Genomic DNA, 14456 nt, shown 5'->3' with positions numbered 1-14456 from the left:
CTACGGGCTTCCGAGAACCCTTGCAGGCTCCGGAACCCTACGGGCTTTCGGAGGTCCTTACAGCCTCCGGAACCCTAGGGGCTCCCGAGAACCCGTACAGGCTTCCGGAACCCTACGGGCACACCACCTCGTCCCCCGTCACCGTGGAGAACTCGCCCGTCTGCCGGGCCTCCGCCTTCACCCGCTGCACCTTCGTGAAGTCCGAGCCCACCGTCACCTTCATCGTTCCGCCCTGGCCCTTCACCGCCTTCAGCTCGCTTCCGGGCAGGGCGGCGGCCAGGGACTTCGCCGACCGGTCCCAGCGCGGGTCGTACTCCACGAGCGTCCGCTTCAGGTCCTGCAGCTCCCCGTTGAGCGGGCCTCCCGTGGTGGCGAACCCGGTGGCGCGCAGCCCCTCGTCGACGGTCTGGCCGAGGCCGTCCTTCGGGGTCCCGTTGTAGACCTGGACCCGGATCTCCTTCGGCGCCACGTCGACGAGCGTGGCGGGCGGCTGCCGCGGGCCCGCCGCGGGCTTCGGTTTCGGCTTTTCCGGGGCCAGCGGCCGGTCCTCGCGCAGGGCCTGGAACAGCTTCTTCGACTTCGCCGCGTCCCACTGCACCGTCGAGCCGATGCCCTTGACGGGGAAGCTGGGGTTGCCGATGGGCACGGACGTGAACTCGGACGAGGCCGGACTGAAGTCCTTCATCGCCCGGCCGAGCGCCAGCATCTGCTCCGTACCGAACCCCTTGTCCGCCCGTACCGAGCCCAGCACCGAGGCGGAGACCTGCTGGAACTTCACCGGGTTCAGCAGCACCCCGCTGCTCGTCGCCCGCTTGATCAGCGCCGCCATGAACTTCTGCTGGCGCTCCATCCGGCCCAGGTCGGCGGCCACGTCGATATGGCGCGAACGCACGTACTGGAGGGCCTGGCCGCCGTCCAACTCATGCGTGCCCGCAGGCAGGTTCAGCCCGGTGTACGAGTCCTTCATCGGCCGGGCCGTGCAGATCTTCACCCCGCCCACCGCGTCGACCGTCTTCATGAAGCTGGTGAAGTCGACCTCCAGATAGTGGTCGATCTTGACGCCCGTCATGTTCTCGACGGTCCGCACGGTCAGCGTCGGCCCGCCCTCCGCGTAAGCGGCGTTCAGCTTCACCGGGTGGCTCTCGTGGTGCTTGCCCGTGGTGCGGTCGGTGTGGGCGGGCATCTCTGCGTAGCTGTCCCGGGGGAGGCTGACGACGCTCGCCCGCTGCTTGTCGGCCGACAGATGGACCAGCATGATCGTGTCTGTGCAGTGGCAGGGCGCGCCGCCGAGCCGGTACTTCTTCCGCTCCTCCTCGGTGATGGTGTCCCGGCCGTCGGTGCCCACCAGCAGCAGATTCGTGCCGCGGCCGCCCTGGGGCCGGTTCTTCATGTCCTTGAACGGGTCGACCCGGCCGATCCCGGTCTCCAGGTTGCTCACCACGGCGTGACCGATCCCACCCGCGCCCAGCACCAGCACGGACAGACCGGTGGCCACCCGCATGCCCCAGCGCGGCCGTTCGTCCTGCTTGCGCGAGCGGACCGGCCGCGCACCCTGGGGAGGACGGCGCCTCGGGGGAGTGGTGCGGGGGTGCGACGGGCGCTGTGGTCGTTGCGGCGTGGGCACGGGGGGAGACACCTCCGTGGTGCAGGGGGGACCGTCCGACGGTAGGCCCATAGGATCTCCGCCCCGGCCCGCCACCGGGCGGCGCGCGCACCGGTGTCCCCCATTCGCGGTAACGTGGCGGCCGAAACAGAGCCGCCTCCTGGGGTGCGAAACCCCCGGCGCCCCCGAGGACCCCCCGAGGACCACATGTCTGCCGCGCAGTACCCCGCCGTCTCCGTGATCATGCCGGTGCTCAACGAGGAACGCCATCTCAGGAACGCGGTCCGGCACATCCTGGAGCAGGAGTACGCCGGTGAGATGGAGGTCGTGATCGCGCTCGGTCCCTCCGCCGACCGCACGGACGAGATCGCGGCCGAACTGGTCGCCGAGGACCCCCGGGTCCACACGGTCCCCAACCCCACCGGCCGCACCCCGGCAGCCCTCAACGCGGCGATCAAGGCCTCCCGCCACCCGATCGTCGTCCGGGTCGACGGCCACGGCATGCTCTCGCCGAACTACATCGCCACCGCCGTCCGCCTCCTGGAGGAGACCGGCGCGCAGAACGTCGGCGGCATCATGCACGCCGAGGGGGAGAACGCCTGGGAGGACGCCGTCGCCGCCGCGATGACCTCGAAGATCGGCGTCGGCAACGCGGCCTTCCACACGGGCGGCCAGGCGGGCCCGGCCGAGACGGTCTACCTCGGCGTCTTCCGCCGCGAGGCGCTGGAGCAGGCCGACGGCTACAACGTCGAGTTCATCCGCGCCCAGGACTGGGAGCTGAACTTCCGCATCCGCGAGGCGGGCGGGCTCATCTGGTTCTCGCCCGAGCTGCGCGTCCAGTACCGCCCGCGCCCCTCGGTGAAGGCGCTCGCCAAGCAGTACAAGGACTACGGCCGCTGGCGCCACGTCGTCGCCCGCTACCACTCCGGCTCGATCAACCTGCGCTACCTGGCCCCGCCGACCGCCGTCGTCGCCATCGCGGCGGGCCTGGTCCTGGGCGCGACCGTCACCCCGTGGGCGCTGGTCGTCCCCGGCGCCTACGCGGCCGCGATCCTCGCCGGGTCGGTGCCCGCGGGCAAGGGGCTGTCGCTGAAGGCCCGCGCGCAGATCCCGGTGGCGCTGGCGACGATGCACATGTGCTGGGGCTTCGGCTTCCTCACCAGCCCCCGGTCCCTGGCGAAGAAGGTCATCGCGAGCCGCCGCCCGTCGCTGGCGGGGAGCAGCGAGACGGTCTGACCGGACCGACCGGACACTCGACACGTACGAAGGGCCCCACCGCTGAACGGTGGGGCCCTTCGTACGTACGGACTGTTATGCCGTCACCAGGTGTAGGCCGGATTGACCTCCATGCAGGCCTCTTTCTCCCCGTTGAGGGCACCCGCCGACTCCGGGGTCTTCTCCTCGCCCTTGGACACCGGGTAGACGCCCTTCTCGCGCCAGTCGGCGCCCACCGCGAGCGAGATCCCCGAGACGTCCGTGGACTTCTTCACCTGCGACAGCGGAATCCCGAGCGCCTTGGCGACCGCCTGCGCGTCGCCCTCCAGGTCCGCACTCGGATACAGGATCGCGGTCCGCGCCGCCCCGGTCACATTGTCCGGGTCGATGGTGGTCCGCGCGAAGCCCGCCTCCTTCAGCTGGTCCGACACGTCGGTCGCCCGACCGGAGGCCGGTCCGAGCGCGTCGGTGGCGGTCCCGTTCCGTACGGCCACGGCGATCTCGCCGACCGGGGCGGACGGGTCCTTCGGCTCAGCGGCCTTCCGCTTGGAGGGCTTGCCGTCCAGCGGTACGTCCTCCCGGACCATCCGGAACAGCTGCTCCGCGTCGCCCGCCTTCGGGTACACCCGGCCCTTGTTGGTGCCGGTGCCGTACACGTTCGGCATGGTCGACATCGTGATGCGCTTCGTCGGGACCTTCTTGAACTCCTCGGCCAGGTCGTAGAGCTTCTTGACCGTGTCCAGGCCCTTGTCGACCGTCAGCGCGCTGGTGGCGGCCTCGGCGAGGTTCATCAGCTTCGCCGGGTCGGTGAGCTTGGTGCCCTTGCGCAGCTCGCGGACCATGGAATTCATGTACTGGTGCTGGGCCTTGGCCCGCCCGAGGTCGGTGTTGTCCTCGAAGCCGTAGCGGGTGCGCAGCCACTGGAGGGCCTGCTCGCCCTTGACGTACGTGGTGCCCTCCTCCAGCTTCAGCCCGGAGCCCTTGCCGTCGGAGGTCAGCGAGTGGATGTTGGCGTCGACGCAGACCGGGACGCCGCCGATCGCGTCGGCCATCGACACCACACCCGCGAAGTCGATCATCATGAAGTGATCGATCCGGATGCCGGTCAGCTCGTACCAGGTGGCCACCGTGCACCCCGGACCCCCGCGCCCCAGGCTTTGGTTGGTCTGCACGTCCCCCGTGCTGGCAGGGAAGACCTCGCCGTCCGGGGCCGTGCACTTCGGCATCTTCAGCATGGTGTCGCGCGGCATGCTGATCACGGACAGATTGCTGCGGTCGGCTGAGAGGTGGAGCAGCATCTGTACGTCGGCGAGCGGCGGAGCCCCGAAGGTCTCCTTCGCGCCGCCCAGCTTCTGGTTGGCCTTGGAGTCCCGGGCGTCGGAACCGATGAGCAGGATGTTGAGCGGGGTCTGCCCGGCCGCGTTGGCCTTGTGATCGGCCATCGGCTTGTCGCCGAGGGTCAGATCCTCTTTCTTGATGTTGCTGTTGAGGTACTCGTAGTAGAAGTAACCGGCACCGCCGGTGCCGAGTATCAGCACGGAGAGCACGCAGGCGCTCCAGCGCAGCACCCGCCGCTTCCCGCTCTTCGGGGCACGGCGGCTGCTGCGCCCGCGGGCCCGGCCGCCGTCACCGCCGCGGCGGCCCTTCGCCGCCCGACGGCCGACTTCGCCGCCCTCCGGCCCGTGCCCCGGTCCGTGGCCGCCCCCCGGCCCGTCGCCGTCGTACGGCTTCTCGCCCTGGCCGGGTTGATCGGCGCGGCGGACGCGTGATCGCGTCCCCTCCCCGCGTGTACTGCTCCGTCCCACGGGACCCCCCATGCTGTTCAGATTTCCGCCGTGGCGCGGTGCCCCAGTGTCACTTGGCGCATACCGCCTTGTCGGCGCTTGCCTGCTCGACGCCCTCCGGAGCCTTCGCCGGCCCGGTGATGGGCTGCCCCGCGCCCTTGAAGTCCGCCCCCAGCGTGAGCACCATCGCCTCAAGACCCTCGGCGTCGGCGGCGCCCTGCTTCATGGCCGTGGCGGGCAGCCCCATCATCGCGGCGAGCGCCCGGGCCTGATCGGCCTGGTTGGGCGCGTACTCCAGCGTCGTCTTCTTGATCTTCTCCGGTGCGTTGGCCTTGTTGGCGGACTTCAGTACCCCCTGCTCGTTCTGGAGCCAGGTGACGGTCGCGCCCGCCGCACCGGGGATCTCACCGCCGTTGAGGACGTCCACGCGTACGTCGGCGGGCTCGGCCTTCGGGCCCTTGAGCAGGGCCGCCTGCTTGCCCTTGGCGGCCTTCTCCTTCTGCTTCACCTCGGTCAGAGAGGTGTCGGCGCGCAGCATCGCGAAGAGCTGCTCACCCTTGACCGGGTCCACGACCACGGTGACGGGCTTCGGCTCGGCCGGGTTGTCGATGACCGGCATCGTGAGGAAGGTGATGTTCTTCGTGTCGACCTTGCTGATCTCCTGCGCCAGCGTCATCAGCTTCTTCGCGTCGCCGATGGCCGTGTCGACGGTCAGGGCCTTGGTGGCCGCGTCGGCCAGCTTGTACAGCTTCTTCGGGTTGGTCAGGGTGTCGCTCGACTTCATCTCCCGGATCATGGAGCCGAGGAACTGCTGCTGCACCTTGATCCGGTCGAGGTCGCTCCGGTTGCCGAAGCTGTCCCGGGTGCGCAGCAGGGCCAGCGCGTCCTCGCCCTGCACCTTCGACTCGCCCTGCGGCAGCTTCAGATGCGACTTCGGGTCGTCGATCGGCTTGGCCATGCAGACCTTGACGCCGCCGACCGCGGTGGTCAGCTCCTTGACCGCGTTGAAGTCGACCATCATGAAGTGATCCGGCTTGACGCCGGTGATGTTCTCGACCGTCTTCATGGTGCAGCCGGGATCACGGCCGTTCTGGCCGAGGCTGGTGTTGAAGCGTTCCTTCGGGGTGCCGGGGATGACGGTGGAGGTCCCGTCCGGCTGCTTCGCCTCGCACTCGGGGATCTCGGTCATCAGGTCGCGCGGGATGCTCATCGCCGTCGCGTTGGTGCGGTCCTCGGAGACGTGGAAAAGGATGTTGGTGTCGGCGTGGCCCACGCTGCCGTTGTCGCCGTAGCCCTCGTTGCCCTTGCCGGTGCGCTTGTCGGTACCGATGATCAGGATGTTCATCGGGCCGTCGGGGACGACGTCCTTGTTGCCGGCGTCACCCACATCAATGGCGTCGATGTTCCCGTTGAGCTTCTCGTACAGCAGGTACGCGCCGAGCGAGGTGCCCACCACGACGAAGGCCATGACCCCGCCCGACCACAGCAGCGCCTTCTTCTTGCGCGACTTCTTGGTCTTTCGCTTCCGGCGGTGGCCGGACATGGGCGGCTCGGCGGCCCCGCGCCCGCCCTGGGAGCTGCGGCGGCTGCGCTGGCCGGGGACCTCGCGGCGCGGCCCGTCCGGGGCGCCCTCACGTTCACGCGTACCGGCCCCTCGACCACCCGAACCGGCCCGGGAGTCGCCGCGGCGCCCCGTTCCTTCGGTAGCCGTGGCCGTACGCGAAGGGCTGCTCGATTCCCCAGCGGAGTGATTCAGTCGCAGTTCGTAATTGCCGGTCTGCGGGTTGAGTACCCACTGGTCGGCGGGGTCGATATCGTCCGCCCGCCCACGGCTATGCGCGTCCACGGTTGCCCAGATCCTCCGTCGGTGCCACGCGAGGCGCCCTCCCCCGCAAGGCGCTCGTTCCTTCGCTCCAGCAGTGCACGACCTGACGGCCGGAAGCACCGGATCGCGCCACACTATCCGGCGCTTTCCTGGTGGGGCGACGTGCGTGACATATTCCACGCCCCTTACAAGCGGGCATTCTTCCCATTCCGCGTCGATTGTCTTCGGTGTCTTGGGTATTGCTTTACTGCTCACACAGGTTGTCGGCCGCGCTTGAGCCCGAATAGGTGGGCGCCGGCGTCGGGCTCTCGGACCCGGCGCCGTCCGGCTTTCCGCTCTCCTCCCGCTCCTGCACGCTCTCCGCGTCCTTGAGTTCGTCGGCCGGGACGACCGCCACGGGCCGGTCCTCGCGGAGTTGCTCGAACAGTTCGCCCGCGTCCGGTTCGACGAGTTCGTCCCGGTTCGGGTTCTGGCGGTACGGCTGCCGGGGCACGGTCAGGAACTGCACCTGATCGGTCGGCACATCGCGCATGCTCCGCACCAGGTCGTACAGGTCGCGCAGCGAGGCCAGCCCGGGGTCCGTCGTCAGCGACCTGGTCGCCGCGTCCAGCACCGGGTAGAGCCGGGTCGGGTTCAGCAGGACACCGTTGCTCTGCATCTTGTTGACCAGGGCGCCGAGGAACTGCTGCTGGCGCTCTATCCGTTCGGTGTCGCTGCCGTTGCCGAGGGTCTTGCGCGCCCGTACGTAACCGAGGGCCTCCTCGCCGTTCAGCTTCTGCCGTCCGGCCGGGAGCTCCAGGCGCGCGTCCTTGTCGTCGATCGGCTCCTTGAGGCAGATCTCGACCCCGTCAACGGCGTCGACCATCTCCTTGAAGCCGTTGAAGTCGACGACCATGTGGTGATCGATACGGATGCCGGTCATCCGCTCCACGGTCCGGATGGTGCAGGCGGTACCGCCGAGCGCGAACGCCGAGTTGAACTGTCCGAACCGCTCCCGGGTCTCCTTGTCGTCCCCGGTGCGGCAGCTGGGGATCTCCACCATCAGATCGCGGGGTACGGACACCGCGGTCGCGCTCTTCCGGTCCGCCGCGAGGTGCAGCAGGATCGTGGTGTCCGAGCGCTCGCTGCCGCCGTCGTCCCGCCCGTACTCGCGGTTGTCCCCGGCGCGGCTGTCGGACCCGATGAGCAGGATGTTCTGGGCGTCCACGACGACCTGCTCCGGCCGCTCCTCCTCGTACGCCCTGAGTTCGGCGGCGGCGCTGGTGTCGGGGGTGATGTTCCCGTCGAGCTTCCTGTACATCCACCAGCCCACGCCCGCGGCGACGAGCACGAGAAACGAGGCGGCGAGGGCGGTCCAGCGCAGCCAGTGGCTCCGGCGGGCGGCCATGACGGCGTCTTTGGGGTGGTCGGCCCAGGTCTGCGCGGCTTCGGTGCCGGTGCTCGTGCTCGTGCTGGTGCCGGTGTCGTCGGCGTCTTCGGGTCCGGCGTCCGGGGCGGGAGTGCCGTCCGGTGCGGGCGTCGCGTCCGGGGCGGCCTTCTCGTCGGTGGCCCGGTCGTCCGGCCCGGACTCCTCCTGCGACCTGCCCGGTGGCGTGTCCCCGGCCGGGCGGTCCGGGTCGGCCGGGGGGCCAGCGCTGTCGGTCACGTCTGCGTCCATCCTTCACGTTCGGCGGCGCGATGGGCCGCCGGTCGCAGGAGTAGACGGCTGAACCTCGCGCTTGGTTGTGTGCTGCCGGGAGAGTGGTCTGTACCGCCGATCATCTACCCGCCCCGGCGATCGGTACCGGGGACTCGGCCCGCTGTGGGCCGGACGAGTGCACCTCAGAGCGCTTGTCATACCGCGCTGTTGGCGGCGCCCGGACGCCTCACTCCGCGGTGCCGGTGACCCGCTCGCTCTCGATCCGCTTGGCGAGCCCGTCCGCGTCCAGCTGCCCGAGGTGGCGGCACAGGACCACGGACCCGCCGGCCGCCAGGGGGGCGAAGAGCCCGGCGCTCAGCCCGTCCCAGGTGTCGTACGTACGCCCGGTCAGCAGCCGCGATCCCGGTACGAGCCCGAGGGCGTCGGCGTCCTCGCGGGCCCGGGCGACGAGCTGCGCACCCGTCAGCTCGGCCCCGCCCACGGCCAGCGCGGGCGCGTCGGCGTCCACCGGGGCGAAGGGCGCGAAGCGGTCGCCCTGGCTCGGAACCTCCACCGCGTAGTCCGAGAACCCCTCGGGCGGCTGCGGGAACCGGCCCCCCAGCGGGCGCAGGGCGAGCGCGACCCGCTCACCCCGGCAGGCCCGCGCCCGCTCCAGGGTGTCGGGGCCGGTCACGACGAGGTCGGCGGCGGCCGGGTCGCCCTGGATGTCGGCGACGACTCCGACCGAGGAGCAGGCGAGCAGCCAGACGGCGGACTGCCAGTGCGCGGGAAGCAGGAGTGCGAGCCGGTCGCCGGGCTCCGCGGCCAGGTCGCCCTGGAGCAGATTGGCGGTCTTGGCCACCCAATTGGCGAAGGTGGCCACCGACAGTTCGACGCGTTCTCCGGTGGCGTCGTCGTAGAAGGTGACCAGGGGGCGGGCGGGGTCCGCGGCGAGAGCGGATCGCAGCAGGTCGGCGGGGGTGCGGTCGCTGGAGTTCATCCGCGCAAGCGTACGCGGGGACGCCGTGGGGGGCGGGCTGAACGGGTGTCACGTACACCGGTTCGGCAGACGGGGCGTCACTTATGGGTCGATGCCCGGGTGGCCGGATTCAGGCGTTTATGCCCAGGATCATGCGTATGCGTGCACTATTCGTGACCTCAGTCGGCGTCACCTGCGCGGCGGCCCTCACCCTGCCGCTCGCCGTCCCCGCCGCCTCCGCCCCTGCCCGTCCCCCCTCCGTGTCCCACGGGACCCCGGGAGCGGGCCCGCCGTCGGTACGACTCGAAGCCGCGCCCGAGGGAGAGACCCGCCCCGACACCGCCACGGGCCCGCGCGGCACTGTCCTCGGCACCGGGGAGCCCCGCGCGGCCGCGGCTATGGCGTCCGCGGCCGAGCCCGCCGGTTCGACGCAGTCCCTGCCCCTGGAACCCCTTGCCGCACCGTCGAACCGGGTCGCGGGCGCGGTGGGCCAGGGCCTGGCCCAGCGTGACGCCCGCCCGTTCTCCCTGGTGGGCGTGGTCTGGGACGATGCCGGGGCCGAGCTGCACGGCACGGTCCAGGTCCGTACCCGGGCGACCGGGACGACGGACTGGTCGGACTGGCAGGACGTCGAGACGCACAACGCCGAGCACACCGCCGACCTGGGCAGCGCCGAGCGGGAGACCGGCACCGTGCGCGGGGCGACGGCCCCGCTCTGGGTCGGCGACTCGGACGGCGTCGAGGTCCGCGTACGCCCGGAGGCCCCCGATCCGCAGAACCGGACCATCGCCGCGCCGCTCCCCGAGGGGCTGCGCCTCGAACTCGTCGACCCCGGCGAGGACCCGGAGCCGGAACCCGCCCGGGGCGCCCCCGTCAACCGGGCCGCGACCCCGGTGAAGCTCCCCGCCACGACCCCGGCGAGGTTCGCCGACACCCCGCCGCCCACCACGGTGGTGGCCGTGCCGGAGGCGCTCACCGCCGAATCCGCCGCCACCTCGGCCGTCAACGCGGAACTCGCCCCGCTCGGCGCGACCTTCATCCCCGCGCTGACCAAGGCGGAGACGGAGGAGGAGGCGGCGATCGTCGCGGCCGGGGCGAAGCCGTACATCGGACCCCGTCCGGGGATCGTCACCCGTAGGGGCTGGGGCGCGGACGAGAGGCTCCGCGAGCGGAACTTCGTGTACACCAGGTCCGTCAAGGCGGCCTTCGTGCACCACAGCGCGACCGGGAACAACTACACCTGCAAGCAGGCCCCTTCGGTGCTCCGCAGCATCTACCGCTACCACACCCAGAGCAGCGGCTGGCGCGACATCGGCTACAACTTTGCCGTCGACAAGTGCGGAAACATCTACGAGGGCCGGGCGGGCGGCGTCACGAGGGCGGTACTCGGCGCCCACACCCTGGGCTTCAACACCAACACCATGGGCGTCGCGGTGCTCGGCACCTACACCTCCACCAACCCGCCCGCCGCAGCGGTGACCGCCGTCTCCAAGCTCACCGCCTGGAAGCTCGGACTGTTCGGGGCCAACCCCAAGAGCAAGGTCACCCTCGTCTCCGCCGGAAGCAACAAGTACACGAAGGGCAGGAAGGTCAAAATGAACGTCATCTCGGGCCATCGGGACGGTTTCGCAACCGAATGCCCCGGAGCGCGTCTCTACAAGAAGCTCGGCACGGCCCGGACCACCTCCGCCAAACTGCAGGGCCGCTGACCGGGGCATCTCCGACCGGTCTGCTTAGACTGGCCAGCCACCAACCGGGCCAGGCCCCAGCAGGAAAGCAGAGACGGTGCTGTGACAGAGGCAAAAGAAGCGATTCTCCTGGTCGGTGGCAAAGGCACCCGACTGCGCCCGCTCACGGTGCACACCCCGAAGCCGATGGTCCCGGCGGCGGGCGTCCCCTTCCTGACCCACCAGCTGGCACGGGCCAGGGCGGCCGGGGTGGAGCACATAGTGCTCGCCACGTCCTACCTGGCCGAGGTGTTCGAGCCGTACTTCGGCGACGGCTCCTCGCTCGGTCTGCACATCGAGTACGTCACCGAGCAGGAGCCGCTCGGCACCGGCGGAGCCATCCGCAACGTCGCGCCGAAGCTGTCCTCGGGGCCGGACGAACCGGTCCTGATCTTCAACGGCGACATCCTGACCGGGCTCGACATCCGGGCCCTGGTCGCCACGCACAACGACTCCGGGGCGGACGTCTCGCTCCACCTGACCCGGGTCGAGGACCCGCGCGCCTTCGGCCTCGTGCCCACCGACGCGGCGGGCCGGGTCACGGCGTTCCTGGAGAAGCCGCAGACGCCGGAGGAGATCGTCACCGACCAGATCAACGCCGGTGCGTACATCTTCCGGCGCTCGGTCATCGACACCATCCCCGAGGGCCGCCCGGTCTCGGTGGAGCGCGAGACCTTCCCCGGACTCCTCGCCTCCGGGGCCCACCTCCAGGGCATGGTCGACTCCACGTACTGGCTGGACCTGGGTACCCCGCAGGCCTTCGTACGCGGCTCCGCCGACCTGGTCCTCGGCCGCGCCCCGTCCCCGGCGGTCCCGGGCCGCTGCGGCGACCGCCTCGTCCTGGAGACGGCCACGGTGGCCACCGACGCCAAGCTCACGGGCGGCACGGTGGTCGGCGCCGGCGCGGTGATCGGGGCGGGCGCGAGAATAGACGGCTCGACGGTGCTGGAGGGAGCGACCGTCGAGGCGGGCGCGAGGATCACGGACTCACTGATCGGGGCGGGCGCGAGGATCGGCAGCCGTACGGTGCTGACGGGCGCGGTGATCGGCGACGGGGCACAGGTGGGCGCGGACAACGAGCTGCGCGACGGGGTCAGGATCTGGTGCGGCGCGGCCCTCCCGGACGCGTCGATCCGCTTTTCGTCGGACCAGTAGGCTCCGCTCGTCCTGGGACCGGTGGGCTCCGCTCTTTCCTGGGACCGGTGGGCTTCGCTCTTTTCTGGGACCGGTGGGCTTCGCCCCGTACTCTCGAAGGGTTCCTTCTCCCGCACTCCTGACGAGGCCCCCCCGTGGCAGGACGATTCGCCCCACGCACCGCGCGCCCGGCGCTGCCGTCCCAGGCAGCCCCGGTACGGCGGCCGGGGCCGACCCGGGAGGGGACAGAGGAGCGGACCCGGGAGTGGACCCCGCCCGGCCCACTGGACCTGCGCCTGGTCCTGAGCCCTCTGCGCCGGGGCCCGGCCGACCCCACGTTCCGGATGACCGGGGACGGCGCGTTCTGGCGGGCGACCCGGACGCCCGAGGGCCCCGGGACCCTGCGGGTGGCGGAGCGCGGTGGCCGGATCGGGGCGGCGGCCTGGGGCCCGGGCGCGGAGTGGCTGCTGGCAGGGCTGCCCGCGCTCCTGGGTGCGGAGGACGACCCGGACGCCTTCACCCCGCACCACCGCCTGCTCGCCGCGGCCCGGCACCGGCGGCCCGGGCTGCGGCTGCTGCGCACGGGCCTGGTGATGGAGTCGCTGATTCCCTCGATCCTGGAGCAGAAGGTCACCACGGACGAGGCGTACCGGGCCTGGCGACTCCTGATCCGCCGCTACGGCACCCCGGCCCCCGGCCCCACGGCCGACCTGGGCCTCCACGTCATGCCGGGCGCGCGCACCTGGGCGATGATCCCGTCCTGGGAGTGGCACAAGGCAGGGGTCGACACCAAGCGCTCGTCGACGATCCTGCGGGCCGTACGGGTCGCCCCCAGGCTGGAGGAGGCATCGGCGATGCCGCTTCCCGAGGCCAAGGTCCGCCTGGAACTGATCCCGGGAATCGGTCCCTGGACCTCTGCCGAAACCCTCCAGCGCTCCAACGGAGCCCCGGACGCGGTCACGGTGGGCGACTACCACCTCCCGGGCATCGTGGGCCACGCCCTGGCGGACAACCGTCACGCGGACGACGAGGAGATGCTGACCCTGCTGAGTCCGTACGAGGGCCAGCGCCACAGGGCAACACGCCTGATCCTGCTGGCGGGCCGCCTGCCTGAGCGCCGGGGCCCGAGGATGACCCCGGGAAACATCGCGGCGCTGTAGCCGGCTCCAGCCTCTCGGTCCACCTCAGCCTCCCGGCCTCCCTCAGCCCCGCCCCCTCCCGGCGCACACCTCACCGCACAGCGATAAACGCCTCCGCATCCCGAACCCCTCGCTCCCGGGGCACCCCCGCCGCGTGCCCCACCGCCACCGCCCCCAACGGATCCCACGACGTCGGCAACGAGAGCACCTCCCGCACCACCGACCGGCAGAACATCGTCGAGGACACCCACGCCGACCCGAGCCGCTCACCCGCCAGCGCCACGAGGAAGTTCTGCACACCCGCCCCCGCCGCGACCACGAACATCTCGCGCTCCGCAGTGTCCCGCCGCTCGTCCCCGTACGTGTGGGAGCCGTCCATCACCAGGCACGGCACCGCCAGATACGGCGCGTTGCGCAGCACATCACCGCGCCGCACCCGCTTGGCGATCGACTCCTCGCTCTTCCCGTCCCGCCGCAGATCCGCGATCCAGGCGTCCCGCATCGCGTCGAGCAGCCGGGTCCGTGACTCGGTGGACTCCAGCAGCACGAACCGCCACGGCGTCGTGTGATGCGGCGCAGGAGCGGTCACCGCCGCGGCCACCGCTCTCCGCACCGCCCCCGGATCCACCGGCTCGTCGCTGAACTCGCGCACCGTACGCCGCAGGGTCACCGCTTCCCGCACCGCCTCGGACGTCCCGAGCCGGAACATGTCGTCGGCCGCACCGCGGACGAGCGCACGGGCGCCGGGTTCGTCCTCCCCGGAGGCCACCACGTGCGGCAACCCCCGCACCACGGCGACCGGCAACCCCGCCGCCTTCCCCTTGACCAGATCCCCGGCGGCGGCCAGCTCGTCCGCCGTGGCCACGACCGTGGCGCTGAGCGGATTGCCGTACGCGTCCGTCCCCCCGCGCAGGTCGTCCAGCACCCGCACCCCCGCGGCCCCGATCGCGACATCGGTGAGCCCGTTGCGCCAAGGCCGTCCGAAGGTGTCCGTGATGACGACGCCGACCTCGACGCCCAGCGTGTCCCGCAGCCCGTCCCGGATGGCCCGGGCGGAGGCATCGGGGTCCTCGGGCAGAAGCAGAACGGTCCCGGCCGGGGTGTTCGAGGCGTCGACACCGGCGGCGGCCATGACCAGACCCTGCCGGTTCTCCACGATCCGCAGTGTCCCGCGCCGTGCCACGACCCGGACGGTCTCGGCGTCGATGGCGGCTTCGCGGTCCGCGGCCTGGACGATCCGCCCCTCCGCCTTGGAGACGATCTTCGAGGTGACGAGGAGGACGTCACCGTCGACGAGCCCCGGCTCGGCCCCGGCGATCAGCTTGGCGAGATCGTCCCCGGCCCGGACCTCGGGCAGCCCGCCCAACGCCCAGACCTGAAACGAGGGCGCACCGCCACCGACAGCACCGCCACCGACAGCACCAGGAGCGAT

Annotated in this window: 10 protein-coding genes; 4 read left to right on the top strand and 6 right to left on the bottom strand. The window is 71.3% G+C overall.

Annotation, left to right across the window (positions count from 1 at the left end; translation table 11 throughout):
• Nucleotides 1-112: 112 nt before the first annotated feature.
• On the bottom strand, nt 113-1675 hold the full coding sequence (locus RI138_RS11505; protein ID WP_449343294.1) for an LCP family protein: 1563 nt from the start codon (nt 1673-1675) through the stop codon (nt 113-115).
• A gap of 135 nt (nt 1676-1810) precedes the next feature.
• Here RI138_RS11505 and RI138_RS11500 point away from each other — a divergent pair, with 135 nt between their 5' ends.
• Complete coding sequence (locus tag RI138_RS11500; RefSeq protein WP_311119836.1) at nt 1811-2839, top strand: glycosyltransferase family 2 protein; 1029 nt, start codon at nt 1811-1813, stop codon at nt 2837-2839.
• Between the two features lie 83 nt (nt 2840-2922).
• On the opposite strand, the gene RI138_RS11495 is transcribed toward RI138_RS11500, so the two are convergent.
• The 4 genes from RI138_RS11495 to RI138_RS11480 all read right to left on the bottom strand — a co-directional run bounded on the left by RI138_RS11495 (nt 2923) and on the right by RI138_RS11480 (nt 9045).
• Nucleotides 2923-4386: an LCP family glycopolymer transferase gene (locus RI138_RS11495; protein ID WP_398864248.1), complete on the bottom strand. Its 1464-nt coding sequence runs from the start codon at nt 4384-4386 to the stop codon at nt 2923-2925.
• Between the two features lie 286 nt (nt 4387-4672).
• Nucleotides 4673-6448, bottom strand: a complete 1776-nt coding sequence (locus tag RI138_RS11490) for an LCP family protein (protein WP_311119834.1) — start codon at nt 6446-6448, stop codon at nt 4673-4675.
• A 223-nt stretch (nt 6449-6671) separates the two neighbouring features.
• A complete protein-coding gene (locus RI138_RS11485; RefSeq protein WP_398862801.1) occupies nt 6672-8084 on the bottom strand; it encodes an LCP family protein in 1413 nt (470 codons plus the stop codon).
• A 208-nt stretch (nt 8085-8292) separates the two neighbouring features.
• Nucleotides 8293-9045, bottom strand: a complete 753-nt coding sequence (locus RI138_RS11480; protein ID WP_311119832.1) for a TIGR03089 family protein — start codon at nt 9043-9045, stop codon at nt 8293-8295.
• Between the two features lie 137 nt (nt 9046-9182).
• Between RI138_RS11480 and RI138_RS11475 the strand changes: the two genes are divergently transcribed.
• The 3 genes from RI138_RS11475 (at nt 9183) to RI138_RS11465 (ending at nt 13045) form a co-directional block, all read left to right on the top strand.
• The gene (locus tag RI138_RS11475) at nt 9183-10733 is read left to right on the top strand and encodes a peptidoglycan recognition protein family protein (RefSeq protein WP_311119831.1); all 1551 of its coding nucleotides are present in this window, start codon (nt 9183-9185) and stop codon (nt 10731-10733) included.
• An 81-nt stretch (nt 10734-10814) separates the two neighbouring features.
• The gene (locus RI138_RS11470) at nt 10815-11906 is read left to right on the top strand and encodes a mannose-1-phosphate guanylyltransferase (protein WP_311119830.1); all 1092 of its coding nucleotides are present in this window, start codon (nt 10815-10817) and stop codon (nt 11904-11906) included.
• A gap of 134 nt (nt 11907-12040) precedes the next feature.
• Complete coding sequence (locus RI138_RS11465; RefSeq protein ID WP_311119829.1) at nt 12041-13045, top strand: DNA-3-methyladenine glycosylase family protein; 1005 nt, start codon at nt 12041-12043, stop codon at nt 13043-13045.
• A gap of 70 nt (nt 13046-13115) precedes the next feature.
• Here the strand turns inward: RI138_RS11465 and RI138_RS11460 are convergent, their stop codons facing one another.
• Nucleotides 13116-14456, bottom strand: a complete 1341-nt coding sequence (locus RI138_RS11460; RefSeq protein WP_398864246.1) for a coenzyme F420-0:L-glutamate ligase — start codon at nt 14454-14456, stop codon at nt 13116-13118.

Origin of the sequence: Streptomyces durocortorensis, assembly GCF_031760065.1 — a bacterium.
In the GTDB taxonomy this organism is placed as follows: domain Bacteria; phylum Actinomycetota; class Actinomycetes; order Streptomycetales; family Streptomycetaceae; genus Streptomyces.
This window is presented reverse-complemented; position numbering and strand designations above follow the sequence as displayed.

Excerpts from the sequence above, each read along its gene's own strand:
- RI138_RS11505 (WP_449343294.1), bottom strand. The coding sequence starts at position 1,675 with ATGGGCCTACCGTCGGACGGTCCCCCCTGCACCACGGAGGTGTCTCCC.
- RI138_RS11500 (WP_311119836.1), top strand. The coding sequence starts at position 1,811 with ATGTCTGCCGCGCAGTACCCCGCCGTCTCCGTGATCATGCCGGTGCTC.
- RI138_RS11485 (WP_398862801.1), bottom strand. The coding sequence starts at position 8,084 with ATGGACGCAGACGTGACCGACAGCGCTGGCCCCCCGGCCGACCCGGAC.
- RI138_RS11480 (WP_311119832.1), bottom strand. The coding sequence starts at position 9,045 with ATGAACTCCAGCGACCGCACCCCCGCCGACCTGCTGCGATCCGCTCTC.
- RI138_RS11475 (WP_311119831.1), top strand. The coding sequence starts at position 9,183 with ATGCGTGCACTATTCGTGACCTCAGTCGGCGTCACCTGCGCGGCGGCC.